Annotated in this window: 14 protein-coding genes and 1 pseudogene; 3 read left to right on the top strand and 12 right to left on the bottom strand. The window is 65.7% G+C overall.

The genetic code is table 11. The annotated features are described in order from the left end of the window. Positions 1 to 60: 60 nt before the first annotated feature. The 3 genes from AC3A6F_RS07150 to AC3A6F_RS07160 all read right to left on the bottom strand — a co-directional run bounded on the left by AC3A6F_RS07150 (position 61) and on the right by AC3A6F_RS07160 (position 2,877). Entirely contained in the window at positions 61 to 1,254 is a 1,194-nt protein-coding gene (locus AC3A6F_RS07150; protein ID WP_487679294.1) for an aminotransferase-like domain-containing protein, read from the bottom strand. A gap of 165 nt (positions 1,255 to 1,419) precedes the next feature. Then, entirely contained in the window at positions 1,420 to 1,881 is a 462-nt protein-coding gene (locus AC3A6F_RS07155; RefSeq protein ID WP_487679296.1) for a RidA family protein, read from the bottom strand. A gap of 75 nt (positions 1,882 to 1,956) precedes the next feature. Further along, complete coding sequence (locus tag AC3A6F_RS07160) at positions 1,957 to 2,877, bottom strand: DMT family transporter (RefSeq protein ID WP_487679298.1); 921 nt, start codon at positions 2,875 to 2,877, stop codon at positions 1,957 to 1,959. Positions 2,878 to 2,989: 112 nt separating this feature from the next. Here AC3A6F_RS07160 and AC3A6F_RS07165 point away from each other — a divergent pair, with 112 nt between their 5' ends. After that, positions 2,990 to 4,399: an aminotransferase-like domain-containing protein gene (locus AC3A6F_RS07165; protein ID WP_487679300.1), complete on the top strand. Its 1,410-nt coding sequence runs from the start codon at positions 2,990 to 2,992 to the stop codon at positions 4,397 to 4,399. A 1-nt stretch (position 4,400) separates the two neighbouring features. On the opposite strand, the gene AC3A6F_RS07170 is transcribed toward AC3A6F_RS07165, so the two are convergent. Then, a complete protein-coding gene (locus tag AC3A6F_RS07170; protein ID WP_487679302.1) occupies positions 4,401 to 4,892 on the bottom strand; it encodes a VOC family protein in 492 nt (163 codons plus the stop codon). Positions 4,893 to 5,096: 204 nt separating this feature from the next. Between AC3A6F_RS07170 and htpG the strand changes: the two genes are divergently transcribed. Next, the gene (htpG, locus tag AC3A6F_RS07175; protein WP_487679304.1) at positions 5,097 to 7,016 is read left to right on the top strand and encodes a molecular chaperone HtpG; all 1,920 of its coding nucleotides are present in this window, start codon (positions 5,097 to 5,099) and stop codon (positions 7,014 to 7,016) included. 129 nt (positions 7,017 to 7,145) lie between these two features. Here htpG and AC3A6F_RS07180 read toward each other — a convergent pair whose 3' ends face one another. The 8 genes and pseudogenes from AC3A6F_RS07180 to kynU all read right to left on the bottom strand — a co-directional run bounded on the left by AC3A6F_RS07180 (position 7,146) and on the right by kynU (position 13,337). Next, on the bottom strand, positions 7,146 to 7,532 hold the full coding sequence (locus AC3A6F_RS07180; protein WP_487679306.1) for a DUF3325 family protein: 387 nt from the start codon (positions 7,530 to 7,532) through the stop codon (positions 7,146 to 7,148). Between the two features lie 108 nt (positions 7,533 to 7,640). After that, complete coding sequence (gene yddG / locus AC3A6F_RS07185) at positions 7,641 to 8,537, bottom strand: aromatic amino acid DMT transporter YddG (RefSeq protein WP_487679307.1); 897 nt, start codon at positions 8,535 to 8,537, stop codon at positions 7,641 to 7,643. 100 nt (positions 8,538 to 8,637) lie between these two features. Then, positions 8,638 to 9,168 carry a GNAT family N-acetyltransferase gene (locus AC3A6F_RS07190; protein WP_487679309.1) on the bottom strand — a complete coding sequence of 177 codons (531 nt, stop codon included), beginning with the start codon at positions 9,166 to 9,168 and terminating at the stop codon, positions 8,638 to 8,640. Beyond that, on the bottom strand, positions 9,165 to 9,713 hold the full coding sequence (locus AC3A6F_RS07195) for an RBBP9/YdeN family alpha/beta hydrolase (protein WP_487679311.1): 549 nt from the start codon (positions 9,711 to 9,713) through the stop codon (positions 9,165 to 9,167). Before AC3A6F_RS07195 ends, AC3A6F_RS07190 begins: the two co-directional genes overlap by 4 nt. Then, positions 9,703 to 10,863, bottom strand: a complete 1,161-nt coding sequence (locus tag AC3A6F_RS07200) for an acyltransferase family protein (protein ID WP_487679313.1) — start codon at positions 10,861 to 10,863, stop codon at positions 9,703 to 9,705. Before AC3A6F_RS07200 ends, AC3A6F_RS07195 begins: the two co-directional genes overlap by 11 nt. 68 nt (positions 10,864 to 10,931) lie before the next feature. Continuing rightward, positions 10,932 to 11,057, bottom strand: a pseudogene (locus AC3A6F_RS07205) (tryptophan 2,3-dioxygenase family protein); the annotation flags it as partial. Positions 11,058 to 11,216: 159 nt separating this feature from the next. Further along, on the bottom strand, positions 11,217 to 12,065 hold the full coding sequence (gene kynA, locus AC3A6F_RS07210; RefSeq protein WP_487679315.1) for a tryptophan 2,3-dioxygenase: 849 nt from the start codon (positions 12,063 to 12,065) through the stop codon (positions 11,217 to 11,219). Between the two features lie 12 nt (positions 12,066 to 12,077). Next, the gene (gene kynU, locus AC3A6F_RS07215) at positions 12,078 to 13,337 is read right to left on the bottom strand and encodes a kynureninase (RefSeq protein WP_487679317.1); all 1,260 of its coding nucleotides are present in this window, start codon (positions 13,335 to 13,337) and stop codon (positions 12,078 to 12,080) included. A 604-nt stretch (positions 13,338 to 13,941) separates the two neighbouring features. On the opposite strand from kynU, the gene flhD reads away from it, so the two are divergent. Continuing rightward, positions 13,942 to 14,259, top strand: a complete 318-nt coding sequence (gene flhD, locus AC3A6F_RS07220; protein ID WP_005666655.1) for a flagellar transcriptional regulator FlhD — start codon at positions 13,942 to 13,944, stop codon at positions 14,257 to 14,259. The last annotated feature ends 30 nt before the right edge of the window (positions 14,260 to 14,289 follow it).

Consider the following 14,289-nt stretch of genomic DNA (forward strand, 5'->3'; position numbering starts at 1 on the left):
ATACCGGTATCGACTGACAGTCGATGAAAGAGAAGGGCCGCATTTGCGGCCCGTTTGACATTACAGCATGCCGGCGATCAGCTTGCCGAGGACCGCGATGCCTTCGCGGATGCGCTCGGGCGGCACGGTCACGAAGGACAGGCGCAGCGTGTTGGTGGCGGGATTGTTGGCGTAGAACGGCGCGCCCGGCACGAAGGCGACGCGCGCGGCCAGCGACTGTTCCAGCAGCTTCATGGCGTCGACCTGTTGCGGCAGGGTGACCCAGATGAACATGCCGCCTTCAGGCTTGGTCCAGCTCACGCCGGCCGGGAAGTGTTCCTGCATCGCATCCAGCATCACCTGGCACTGGTCGCCGTACAGCTGGCGGATGGTCGGGATGTGCTGGTCGAGGAAGCCGTCCTTGACGACTTCGTGCACCACCATCTGGGTCAGCTGGGCGGTGTGCAGGTCGGCCGCCTGCTTGGCCAGCTCGAGGCGGCGCACCAGCGGCAGCGGGGCGCAGACATAGCCCAGGCGGATGCCCGGGGTCAGCACCTTCGAGAACGAACCCATGTAGATGACGCCGTCCGGGTTCATGGTCACCATCTTCGGGCTCGGCGCGCCCTTGTAGCTCAGCGAACCGTAGGGATCGTCCTCGATCAGCGGCACGCCCAGGCGGGCGCAGGTTTCCACCAGTTCCTGGCGGCGCTCGACCGACAGCGAACGGCCGGTCGGGTTCTGGAAGTTCGGCAGCGCGTACAGCATGCGCGCGCCTTGCGCGACGCCTTCCAGCGACGACGGCACCAGGCCGTGCTCGTCGGTGTCGACCGACTTGAATTCGGGGCGATAGACCGAGAACGCCTGCAGCGCGCCCAGGTAGCTCGGGGTTTCGACCAGCACGCGGCTGCCTTCGTCGATCAGCACCTTGCCCAGCAGGTCGAGCGCTTGCTGCGAACCCGAGGTCATGAGGATCTGTTCCGGCAGGATCGTCGAACCTTCCGTCGACAGCGAACCGGCAATCCACTCGCGCAGCGGCGCGTAGCCATCGGTCGGGCCATATTGCAGCGCGACTTTGCCGTTGTCGGTCAGGACCTTGTCGTAAGCGGCCTTCATGCGCTCGACCGGGAAGGTGGCTGGCGATGGCAGCCCACCGGCGAACGAGATGATCTCCGGACGCTGGGTGATCTTCAGGATCTCGCGGATGAACGAGCTTTGCAGCTGCTGGGCGCGTTCCGAGAACTGCCACTGGATGGGATTGGGGTTTTCGATTTTCATACTGGTCTCACAGGAAGGTGCACGGTCGTGCCGGGCCATTATATAAAACACGCCGGGTAGGCGGCTTCTGTCGGCGAATGGAGCCGGGTAAGCCCCACCCGAGGGCACAACATTAATGGAATTGCAGACGAATTAACGCCGGTAGTTGCCGCCCGATTGGCTGTTTTATGCCACTTCGACGATCATTTCGATCTCGACGCAGGTGCCGCGCGGCAGCGACGCAACGCCAAAGGCCGAGCGAGCATGCTTGCCGGCGTCGCCGAACACTTCGCCGATCAGTTCCGAGGCGCCATTGGTGACCAGGTGTTGCTCGTTGTAGTCCGGGGTCGACGCGACCAGGCTCATCAGCTTGACGATGCGCTTGACGCGGTTCAGGTCGCCGCCAACGGCTTCCTGCAAGGTGCCGATCAGGTCGATCGCGACCGAGCGTGCGGCGGCCTGGCCTTCCGCCGTGGTCTTGTCGCGGCCCAGGATGCCGGCGTTGATGCTGCCATCCTTGTTCTTGGCGATATGGCCGGAGATGAACACCAGGTTGCCGGTCTGGACGTACATGACATAGGCCGCGGCCGGGGTGGCCGGCGCTTCCAGGGTGATGTTCAGTTCTTTGAGTTTGTCGTAGACGGACATATTGTTTTCCCAATGGTGCGTGAATGAAGCCGGTATTGTACGTCGAGCGGCGGCCACGCACATCGAATGGATCGGTCAGCCAGGCCGGCGCCGCACCTGCAGCCGCCGTCCGGCGAACACGACGGCGATGACGGCCAGCGCGAACAGGCTGTTGTGCAAGGTCAGCGGTTCGCCCAGCAGCACGGCCGCGCCAAGCAGGCTCAGGAAAGGCTGCAGCAGCTGCACCTGGCCGACCCGGGCGATCCCACCGAGGGCCATGCCGCGGTACCAGAAAAAGAAGCCGACGAACATCGAGAACACCGTCATATAGGCCAGCCCCGCCCAGGCCGCGGCGCCGACGCCGGCGAACATGTCCAGCCGCGGGATGTAGTGCCAGGCCAGCAGCGGCGCCACCAGTGGGAGGGCCAGCAGCAGCGCCCATGAAATCGTCTCCGGGCCGCCCAGGGTGCGCGCCAGCTTGCCGCCTTCGGCATAGCCGACCGCGCCGGCCGCCACGGCCAGGAACATCAGCAGGTCGGCCAGGTGCAGCGCGCCGCCGCCCTGGGACAAGGCAAACGCGATCACCAGCGCCGCGCCGAGCACGGCCATCAGCCAGAAGGCGGCGGAAGGCCGCTCGTCGCCGCGCATGGCGCTGTACAGGGCCGTCATCAGCGGCAGCAGGCCTGCCAGTACCGCGCCGTGCGAGGCCGGCACCCAGCGCAGGGCGATCGAACTCAGGAGCGGAAAGCCGATCACCACGCCCAGCGCCACCAGGGCCAACGGCAGCAGCGCGGCGCGCGGCGGCAGTGGGGCGCGGCGCCACCCGAGCCACAGACCGGCCAGCAGCGCCGCGCCGAGTGCGCGTCCGAAGGCGATGAACAGCGGATCGAGTTCGGCCACCGCCATGCGGGTGAATGGCAAGGTCAGGCTGAACATCGCCACGCCCACCAGGCCGAGGAGCATGCCGCGCGCTTCGTCGTGGCTGGCGGTCTGGATGGGGCGGGCGAGGGTGGTCATCGGGTGTCCTTGATCGGGCTTGCGGCAACGGGGTAGTGGGTCTATCCTAGCCGCAAGGACCAATACAGTCCCAGTACACTTCAAGCGATAATTTGCCCACTGTGGTGGTGAAATGACCGATACACTCTCCTTTGCACTGGCGCGCGAATCCGGCGCGCCACTGGCCGACCAGATCGTGAGCGCGGTCGCGGCGCGCGTCGACGAGCGCCTGCTGCGCCCCGGCGCGCGCATGCCATCGATCCGGCGCTTCGCCGCCAGCCACGGGGTGTCGCCGTTCACCGTCGTGGCCAGCTACGACCGGCTGGTGGCGCAGGGCTACCTGGAGTCGCGGCGCGGCGCCGGCTTCTTCGTGCGCGAGCGGCAGGCGCCGGCGCGCGGCTTGCCGACGGCGCAGCCGGCGCCGGTCCCGGCCGAGCTCGACATCGCCTGGCTGGTGCGCAGCATGTTTCGCCAGGCCCCGCTGGGGCTGGCGCCGGGTTCCGGCGTGCTGCCGGCCGACTGGCTCGACGGCCCGGCGGTGGCCAATGCGCTGCGCGCGCTCAGCCGCCAGAACTGCGACGGCCTGCTCAACTACGGTTCGCCGCACGGCTTCCTGCCGCTGCGCCAGCAGCTGCAATTGACGCTGGCCGAGCTCGAGATCGAGGCGGGGCCCGAGCAGCTGGTGACGACGCTGGGCGTGACCCAGGCGCTGGACCTGGTGGCGCGCGCGTTCTGCCAGCCGGGCGACGTGGTGCTGGTCGACGATCCGGCCTGGTTCCTGATGTTCGGTTCGTTCGCGGCGATGGGCCTGAAGGTGGTCGGCGTGCCGCGCCTGGCGGATGGTCCCGACCTGGCGCGGCTCGAGGAACTCGCCGCCCTGCATCGGCCGCGCCTGTTCGTCATCAACTCGGTGCTGCACAACCCCAGCTCGACCTCGGTGTCGGCGGCCAAGGCCTTCCAGGTACTGCGCCTGGCCGAGCAGCACGATTTTCTCGTGGTCGAGGACGATATCTATTGCGGCCTGCATCCGGGCGGCGCCACCCGCCTGGCCGCGCTGGACGGCCTGCGGCGGGTGATCTACCTGGGCGGCTTCTCGAAATCGATGGCGGCCAACCTGCGGGTCGGCTTCGTCGCCACCTCGCGCGAACGGGCCGCGCTGCTGGCCGACCGCAAGATGCTGGCCACGCTCAGCACCAGCGACATCGGCGAGCGCGTGGTCTATAAGATCCTGGCCGAAGGCCACCACCGCAAGCACCTCGACCGCGTGCGCGGCCGCCTGGATGCGGCGCGGCCGGGGGCGCTGCGCCGGCTCGAGGCGCTCGGGATGCGGGTCGACCCGGCGCCGGCGGCCGGCATGTTCCTGTGGGTCGACGCCGGCACGGACACCAATGCGCTGACGGCGCGCGCCATGCAGCAGGACTTGCTGCTGGCGCCGGGCAGCCTGTTCTCGCCCAGCCAGCAGCCGTCGACCCGGATGCGGCTGAACCTGGCGGCGCTGCAGGATCCGGGCGTGTGGCGCTTCCTTGAGAAGTGGGCCAGCTGAATCAGCCGTCCTGCTGGCCCGGGCAGTCGGTCGCCATCATCTTGTTCATGCCTTCCATGATCTGCTCCGGCGTCAGGTCTTGCTGGTGGGTGGCGATCGACCAGCGGTGGCCGAAGGGGTCGACCACCTGGCCGTAGCGGTCGCCCCAGAACATGTCGGACAGCGGCATCACCGGCTTGGCGCCGGCGTCCAGCGCCCTGGCCCACACGGCGTCGGCGTCTTCCACGTACAGGTGGATGACCACGGGCGTGCCTTTCAGGGCCAGTGGCCCCAGGCTGCCGAATTCGGGAAAGTCCTGCGCCAGCATGATGGGTGAGTCACCGATGCGCAGCTCCGCATGCATGATCTTGCCATCCGGCCCGGGCAGGCGGGCGATCTCGACGGCGCCGAAGGCTTTCTTGTAGAACGCGATCGCCTCGCTCGCCTGTTCGCAGACCAGGTGCGGAGTCACGGTACGGTAGCCTTCGGGGATGGGACGCACTGTCTGGTTCATGGTGTTCTCCTGTGTGGTAGTGGATGAGCGCTGCACTCGCTACGACGAACGGGATGGGCAGGATTCGACATGCCGGATCAATAAAAGTGCAAATTTCTTTGAAGTATCGTCTTTCTTGTCAAAAAGACCTCTTGAAATCGCGAATGGCATCCTTATATGCCTCCGAGTCTGACCAACCCCCCTAAGTTTTTAACGAGGAACAAGATGGCGAACGCCGAAAAAGAAACCCTTGGCTTCCAGGCAGAAGTAAAACAGCTGCTGCAGCTGATGATCCACTCCTTGTATTCGAACAAGGAGATCTTCCTGCGCGAACTGATCTCGAACGCGTCCGACGCGGCCGACAAGCTGCGCTTCGAGGCGATCAACAACGACGCCCTGTACGGCAACGACCATGAACTCAAGATCAAGGTCTCGTTCGACAAGGACGCGAAAACCATCACGATCTCGGACAACGGCATCGGCATGAGCCGCGACGAGGTGATCTCGCACCTGGGCACGATCGCCAAGTCGGGCACCAAGGAATTCTTCAGCAAGCTGTCGGGCGACCAGCAGCAGGATGCGGCCCTGATCGGCCAGTTTGGCGTGGGCTTCTATTCGGGCTTCATCGTGGCCGAGAAGATCGTCGTCAATACCCGTCGCGCCGGCGCCTTCGCCGAACAGGGCGTGCGCTGGGAATCGCGCGGCGAGGGCGAGTACTCGATCGAGCAGATCGAGAAGACCGGCCGCGGCACCGAGGTGGTGCTGCACCTGCGCGAAGGCGAAGAAGAACTGCTGTCGTCGTGGAAGCTCAAGTCGATCATCCGCAAATACTCCGACCACATCTCGCTGCCGATCGTGATGCAGAAGGAAGAGTGGGACGAAGAGAAGAAGGAAACCGTCGTCAAGGACGAACTCGAGACCGTGAACCAGGCCAGCGCGCTGTGGGCGCGCAGCAAATCGGACATCACCGAAGAACAGTACAACGAGTTCTACAAGCACGTTTCGCACGACTTCCAGGAACCGCTGACCTATACCCACAACCGCGTGGAAGGCCGCAGCGAATATACCCAGCTGCTGTACGTGCCGGCGCACGCGCCGTTCGACCTGTGGGACCGCAACAAGCGTGGCGGCATCAAGCTGTACGTCAAGCGCGTGTTCATCATGGACGACGCCGAGCAGCTGATGCCGACCTACCTGCGCTTCATTAAAGGCGTGATCGATTCGAGCGACCTGCCGCTGAACGTCTCGCGCGAGATCCTGCAGGAGTCGCGCGACGTGCGCGTGATCCGCGAAGGCTCGACCAAGCGCGTGCTGGGCATGCTCGAAGAAATGGCGAACGCCGACGAGCAGGCCGGCAAGGACAAGTACACGACCTTCTGGAAGGAATTCGGCCAGGTGCTCAAGGAAGGCGTCGGCGAGGATGCGACCAACAAGGACCGCATCGCCAAGCTGCTGCGCTTCGCCTCGACCTTTGATGACTCGGGCGAGCAGACCGTGTCGTTCGCCGACTACGTGGGCCGCATGAAGGAAGGCCAGGACAAGATCTATTACGTCACCGCCGATAACTACCAGGCGGCGAAGAACAGTCCGCACCTCGAGATCTTCCGCAAGAAGGGCGTCGAAGTGATCCTGATGACCGACCGCGTCGACGAGTGGATGCTGTCGTTCTTCAGCGAGTTCGAAGGCAAGGAACTGGTGTCGGTCGCCAAGGGCGGCCTGGACCTGGGCGCACTGGAAGACGAGGCCGAGAAGCAGGAACACGCCGAGACCGAAGCCGGCTATAAAGAGCTGGTCGAGAGCATGAAGGGTGCGCTGGGCGAGAAGGCCAAGGACGTGCGCGTGACCTTCCGCCTGACCGACTCGCCGGCCTGCCTGGTGGCGGACGACAACGAGTTGTCGGGCAATCTGCTGCGCATGTTGAAGGCCGCCGGTCAGGACGCGCCGGAATCGAAGCCGATCCTCGAGATCAACCCGAACCACCCGCTGGTGCAGCGCCTGAAGTACGAGGAAGCGAGCGGCGAGCGCTTCGCCGACTGGTCGCACATCCTGTTCGACCAGGCGATGCTGGCCGAAGGCGGCAGCCTGGCCGACCCGGCCTCGTTCGTGAAGCGCCTGAACGAAATGCTGCTGGCGGGCGGCAAGTAAGTCCGCAGCGCTTTTCTTCAGTCAGCCCCTGAACGTCGTCCCCGCGAAGGCGGGGGCCCAAGTTTGCAAGCGTCTCGATAACGTAAGCAGTACTTGGATCCCCGCCTACGCGGGGACGACGTTTTTACGCTAACCGCATAGCCAAGCGAAGCGCAGTGCCAGCGCCGCCATGCCGCTCGCCGCCGCCAGCATGCCGGCCAGGCGCGCCACGCGCGCCGTGTTCAGTCTCGTCTGCGACAGCAAGCCGATCGCGATCCATACCGCCGCCGTCACACAGGCGATCCACGGCACGAACCCATACCCGTTCTCGCGCAGCGCGGCGCAGCACAGCAAGGACGCGAACAAGGCCAGCGTGCCGAGCGCCTGCACGAGCTTGCGCAGGCGCGGCTGGAGCCTGGCCTCGCCAGCCGCTGGCCAGCGATGTTCGGTCGCCAGGCCGAATGCCAGGAAGCCGCCGATCGCCGCGGCAAAGGCGGACATGCCTAATAGCGCAGCGGCCAGGACTTGCGCCGTCATGCGGTTCTTTCTACGGGCAGGCCAGGAGTCGGCAAGGAAGCGTCAAATAGAAATGAGAATTATTCTCATTGTCATGCATTTGACGAATTGGTGCAATACGCGGCGGCGCTAGGACTTGCGCCACGTCGCGAGCCAGCACAGGACCGATCCCCCACACACCATCGCTGCGCCTTGCCAGAACGAGAACGACAGCGGCGTATCTAGCACCAGCGCCGCCAGCGCGGCCGAAAACACGGGAATGAAGTAGGAGGCCCCGGCCAGCACCGTGACGTTGCCATGCAAGATGCCGACATTCCACGCCGCGTAGCCGAAGCCCATGGCGGCGGCGGCGAGCAGCAGGTGGACGACCGCCTGGGTGTCGAAGCGCAGCGCCGTACCATCCACGACCAGGTACTTGATCCACAGCGCCAGGGCAGTGAGCATGAAGAACAAGGTGACGCCATTGCTGCCCTTGGCGATCCTGGCGGTGACGGTGCAGTAGCTGGCCCAGATCAGGGTGCCGATGAAAGCCAGGCCATAGCTGAGCGGGTTGTCGCGCACATTGGCGGCCATTGGCTGTGGATCGAGTCCGCCGTCGCCGCCCAGCACCCAGCACACGCCGCCGATCGCCAGCGCCAGGCCGGGGACAATCAGCCAGTTCGTTCTCTGGCCGTTGAAGACGATGGCGAACACCATCGTGAACGCCGGCCACAGGTAGTTCACCATGCCCACCTCGATGGCCTGGCGGTTGGTATTGGCGTAGCCGATCGACAGCGCCAGGCACATCTCGTATGCGACGAACAGCAGGCTGCCCCATGCCAGGTAGGCGCGCGGAAAGGCGCGCACCTTGCTGGGGCCGACGGTCAGCAACAGCAGGATCGAGGCTACCGTATAGATCATCGCCGCGCCGCCCGTCGCCCCGAGGCTGGCGCTCACGCTGCGAATCAGGCCGACGATCGAACTCCATAACAGGATGGCGAGCAGGCCGATCAGTGTGGCCCGCGTGGTCTTGCTGGTACTGTGCATGCTTACGTCATCAATGGCGGGTGTCCGCCGGTGCCGAGGGCCAGGTCGATGTCGGCCTCGTAGCGCACCGCGCCGCAGTGGCAGCTGCCGTGGAAGGTCTTCATGCCTGGCCGCGCGCCCGCCACGCATCGCGGCCGATCTCGTACACCAGTGTTGTGCGGCCATGCCAGACTTCCTCGCCGCGATATGCCATGCCGAGTTTTTCCATGATGCGGGCCGAGCGCAGGTTGCCGGGGTCGCAGATCGCGCACAGCAGCGGCGCCTGCAGCTCTTCGAAGGCGAAGCGCGCCATGCGTTCGGCCGCCTCGATGGCGTAGCCGCGTCCCCAGCGGTCGGGGCGCAGGCGCCAGCCGATTTCGTGCGGGTTGGCCGGGTCTTGCGCCAGGTGCTGGATGCAGCCGGCCCCGACCAGTTCACCGGTGTCCTCTTCGATGAAATTCCACCACGAGTAGCCGATCGTCTCCCAGCGCCCCTTGACCCGGGCGATGACGGCGCGGGTTTCCTCGGGCGTCTCGGCCTGGCCCGTAATGAATCGCATGACCTCGGGATCGCCGTTCAGCAGGCGCATCCCCTCATAGTGTGCGTCGGACACCGGCTCGAAGCGCAGCCGCGCGCTGTGCAGGACCGTCATGTGCGCGAGACCTCGTCGCAGAACTGCTCCAGCAGGCGCAGGCCTTCGGGCCAGTCGCCGTGGCCCGACTCGGAATTGAGGTGGCCCGCGTCCCCGATCTCGACCAGGCGGCTGCGCCAGGCGCCGGCGAAGGCGCCGGTGCGGTCAGGGCTGGCGAAGGGATCGTTGGCGCTGCCCACCACCAGGCTGGGGAAGGGCAGCTGCTGCAGCGGGATCGGCGCCCAGCAATTGAGGTCGGCCGGATAGGACGCCGCTTCGACGTCGCTCGGCGCGACCAGGAAGGCGCCCGCCACCTTGAGCGGGGAGCCGGACAGCGCCCAGTGCGCGACCAGCATGCAGCCCAGGCTGTGCGCCACCAGGATCGGCGCGCCCTGGCAGTCGGCGATGGCGGCGTCGAGCTCGGCCACCCATTCGTCGCAATGGGGATTGGTCCAGTCGCGGTGCGCGGCGCGGCGCCAGTGCGGGTTGCGCTCATGCCAGAGCGATTGCCAGTGGCGCGGGCCGGAATTCCAGAGGCCGGGCAGGATCAGGACATCACACTTCATCTTGCTTCTCCTTGATTGGGGCAGCGGGGGCGGCGCCGGCGGGAGCCAGGCGGGCAGGGCGCCATACCACCGCCGCCAGGCGCGCGAGCAGGCGCCGGAACACGTCCTTGCGCTGTTCGGTCAGGATGCCGAGGACGGCGGTCGCGACGGCGACGGCCAGGCAGAGGGCCAGCAGGTCGGTCATGCTGCCGGGGTCGTGCGGATACAGCGCCGGCCAGGCGATCAGCACCAGCGCGTGCGACAGGTAGAGCGTCAGCGTATACGAGGCCAGCAGCCGGATCGGCGCCGCGCAGCGCAGCAGGGCCTCGAAGCGGGCGAAGCGCGCGCAGGCGAAATTCAGGCAGACGATCAGGCCGAACACATAGTCGGACAGGAAGCGGTCTGCGTTCCCCAGCACGAAGGCTTGCCCGAGCCAGGATGCGCGGCCGGCGGCGCGCAGGCTTTCCTCGACCCCGCTGGCTTCGTAGAGCACCAGCAGGGCCAGGCTGGCGATCCAGCCGAGGCGCGCCAGGGCGCACGGGATGGTGTGGCGCGCCTGCCAGTGGTAGAGCGCGACCCCGGCCAGCCAGACCGGCAGCAGCAGCCACAGCTTGATGCCCATGACGGCCAGCACCAGGCCCAGCGCCGGCAGCCGCCACGGCCCGCGCACGTAGCAGGCGACGCCGAACAGCACGTAGTACCAGACCTCGTAGTTGAGCGACCACCAGGGACCGAGCCAGGGCGGCACTTCGGCCAGCGACCACACGTCGCCCAGGAATAGCAGGTGGAAGGGGATGTAGAACCAGGGCTTGGCCAGCTGGTAGTGCATGTCCATGCCGGTCATCAGGTGGCCGCGCACCAGGCTGGCGCAGGCGAAGGCCAGCAGCAGCACCGGCAGCGCCACCGAATAGATGCGGGCGGCGCGCGCCAGTGCGTAGTCGCGCGCGCTCGGGCGGCGCTGCGCGGTGGTATAGGCGATCACGAAGCCCGACAGCACGAAGAAAGCCATCACGGCCTCGCGCCCGAACATGGTCAGGAGGTCGGCGCCGGGCGCTTCCACCAGCCCGAACTGGCGCACGTGCATCGCCACGACCGCCAGCGCCGCCAGGAAGCGGACCAGGTCGAGGTAGACCGAGAACGGCTGGTCGAGTGGGGAGGGGGCGGCGCGCATGGCGTTTATATTAATGCAAAACGCGCCGATGGCGACGCCAGCCGATCCGCCATCGGCCGCCGCGCTGAGAGTTCGGTGCGCAGCGCGAACAGCTCCGGGAACAGCACCACGTCCAGTATCTTGCGCAGATAGCTCACGCCGGCGGTGCCGCCGATGCCGGTCTTGAAGCCGATGATGCGCTCGACCGTGCTCACACACAAGCGGGGTCAGGTCTGACAAACGGACACGGCCTCGACCATAGCGCACACAAGCGGGGTCAGGTCTGACAAACGGACACGGCCTCGACCATAGTGGCATTCTATGGCTGAGGTTGTGTCCAAATGTCAGACCTGACCCCGCATTTTTTAGGTCCCTTACAGCTCGGTGCGCAGCGCGAACAGCTCCGGGAACAGCACCACGTCCAGCATCTTGCGCAGGTAGCTCACGCCGGCGGTGCCGCCGGTGCCGGTCTTGAAGCCGATGATGCGCTCGACCGTGCTCACATGGCGGAAGCGCCAGAAGCGGAACGCCGTCTCCAGGTCGACCAGCTTTTCGGCCAGCTCGTACAGCGCCCAGTGACGCTCGGTATCGCCATACACCTGCAGCCAGGCCGCCTTGACCGAGTCGTCGGCGCGGGTCGGCCCGGTCCAGTCGGTGTCGATCCGCGCCGGATCGATACTGAAACCGCTGCGCGCCAGCAGCATCACCGCCTCGTCGTAGATCGAGGGCAGGGCCAGCTCGCGCGCCAGCAGCGCGTGGGCCTCGGGCGTCTTTTCGTGCACCGCTAGCAGCGCCGCGTTCTTGTTCCCGAGGATGAATTCCAGTTCGCGGTACTGGAACGACTGGAAGCCCGACGAGGCGCCAAGGTAGGGGCGGATCGCCGTGTATTCGGGCGGGGTCATGGTGGCCAGCACGTCCCAGGCGTGCACCAGCTGGTCCATGATGCGCGCCACCCGCGCCAGCATCTTGAAGGCGGGCGGCAGGTTGCCTTCGCGGATGTGGCGCCGCACCGCCTGCAGCTCGTGCAGCATCAGCTTGATCCACAGCTCGCTGGTCTGGTGCTGGACGATGAACAGCAGCTCGTTGTGGTTGGGCGAGCGCGGATGCTGGGCGTTCAGGATCTGGTCCAGCCCCAGGTAGTCGCCATAGCTCATGGCTTCCTTGAAGTCCATTCTGGCGCCGTGCCATTCGGCCGGCTGGCCCTCGTTCTGTTCTTTCTTCATGTCGGTGCCCAATCAGGTAACCAGGCCGCGGGCGGCGCTGACGTCGTAGTCGTTGCGGTCCAGGATGTCCTTCAGGATCTCGACCGCATCCCAGACGTCGGCAAAGCTCGTGTACAGCGGCGTGAACCCGAAGCGCATGATCTCGGGTTCGCGGTAGTCGCCGATTACGCCGCGCGCGATCAGGGCCGCCATCACCGCATAGCCATGCGGGTGGGTGAAGCTCACCTGGCTGCCGCGGCGCGCGTGTTCGCGCGGCGTCACCAGGCCCAGCGGATGGCCGGCGCAGCGGCGCTCGACCAGGTCGATGAACAGGTCGGTCAGTTGCAGCGACTTGGCGCGCACCGCGGCCATGTCGGTCGCCTCGAAGATCTCCAGGCCGCACTCGACCAGCGCCAGCGAGACGATGGGTTGCGTGCCGCACAGGGCGCGGCCGATGCCGGCCGCCGGGGCGAAGGCGGGCGCCATTGCGAACGGGCTGGCGTGGCCCCACCAGCCCGAGAGCGGATGGTCGAACCGCGCCTGGTGCTTGTGCGGCACCCAGATGAAGGCCGGGGCGCCCGGCCCGCCGTTCAGGTATTTATAGGTGCAGCCGACGGCGAAGTCGGCGTTGGCCGCCCGCAGGTCGACCGGCACCGCGCCGGCCGAATGGGCCAGGTCCCAGACCGCCAGCGCGCCGGCTTCGTGCGCCAGGCGGGTGAGGGCGGCCATATCGTGCTGGTAGCCGGTGCGGTAGTTGACGTGGGTGAGCATCAGTACCGCGCAGTCGGCATCGAGTGCGGCCGGGATCTCATCGACGCTGTCGACCAGGCGCACCCGGTAGCCGCGTTCCAGCCAGCGGCTCAGGCCTTCGGCCATATAGATATCGGTCGGAAAGTTGCTGCGCTCGGTCACGATGGTGCGGCGGTTCGCGCTGGCGCCCTCCGACTGGAGGCGCAGCGCGGCGGCCAGCGCCTTGAACAGATTGAGCGAGGTGGTGTCGGTGACGGCCACTTCGCCGGGGCCGGCGCCGACCAGCGGGGCCAGGCGGTCGCCCAGGCGTTTCGGCATGTCGAACCAGCCGGCCGTGTTCCAGCTCTTGATCAGGTCGGTTCCCCATTCGCGCGCCACCACGTCCTGGGCGCGGGCCAGGGCGGCGCGGGGGCGGGCGCCGAGCGAGTTGCCGTCCAGGTAGATGACGCCCTCGGGCAGGTCGAAACGGGTGCGCAGCCCGGCCAGCGGGTCGCGTGCATCAAGCGCCAGGCAGTCGGCGCGGGTGGTGGTTGGTGCGGTCATGCCGGTCCCATATATATAGATAGTTGACGCTTGAAGAATGCGTGCAGGTCGGCAGTGTAGCAAGTTCCATCGTCTATCGACAGCCGAATGTTGCTGTTACGACATTCTTTGTATTGACGAAAAAATGTTGAAATTATTTTGCGTCCAACCCTAAAGTTCCTGATGAGCTGTCCGATAACGAGTCAGAAGGGCGGAAAGGCGTCGAAAAAATATTGAAAAATATTTTCAAAAAACCCTAAAGTCCGGCTGAAGGCTGCCGTTAATGGATGAGTGAAGTGCATAAAAGCAACACATGCACAGGCGGTAAAACAGAAATTTCCGAGTTTCTGGCAGTAAATTCAGCAAAACCTGTAGTGAATCTGCGACAGCTGCCGGCTGACGTAGACCCAGATCAAGGTGCTTCCCGGCGCCGCTTCAGCCCTCTTTTCTAGCGGGTTTTCATAGGGAGTCAGAGGCGTTTGTCAGACAAACTCCTACGGCTCTCCCTCGTCGTTCGCCTACCTTAAATACAGGTTTTGTCCAATTCCTGAAAAGTTTCCCCACAGTCAGAATCTATCTCGTCGGCAACACAAACAAACGCCGAAACAACCAACGGAGAGAGAAGATGACGATGAACGACATGATGGCTGAGATTCGCGACGCAAACCTGAGCTACCTGATGCTGGCCCAGCAGATGATTCGTGCCGACAAAGTCACCGCCATCTTCCGCCTGGGCGTGTCGGCCGAGATCGCCGACCTGATCGAAGGCATGAGCAATGCCCAGATCCTGAAGCTCGCCGGTGGCAACATGATGCTGGCCCGCTTCCGCTTCGACGACACCGCGATCCTGGGCATGCTGACCAGCCACACCAAGGAACGCAGCCTGGCGCAATCGCACGCTGCCATCCTGATGGCGGGCCAGCCGGTCGAAGAGATCGTATAATCCCTGCCAGCGGCCACTTGGTGGGGCCGC

The sequence above is a fragment of the Massilia sp. Soil_C_3 genome (assembly GCF_057657035.1).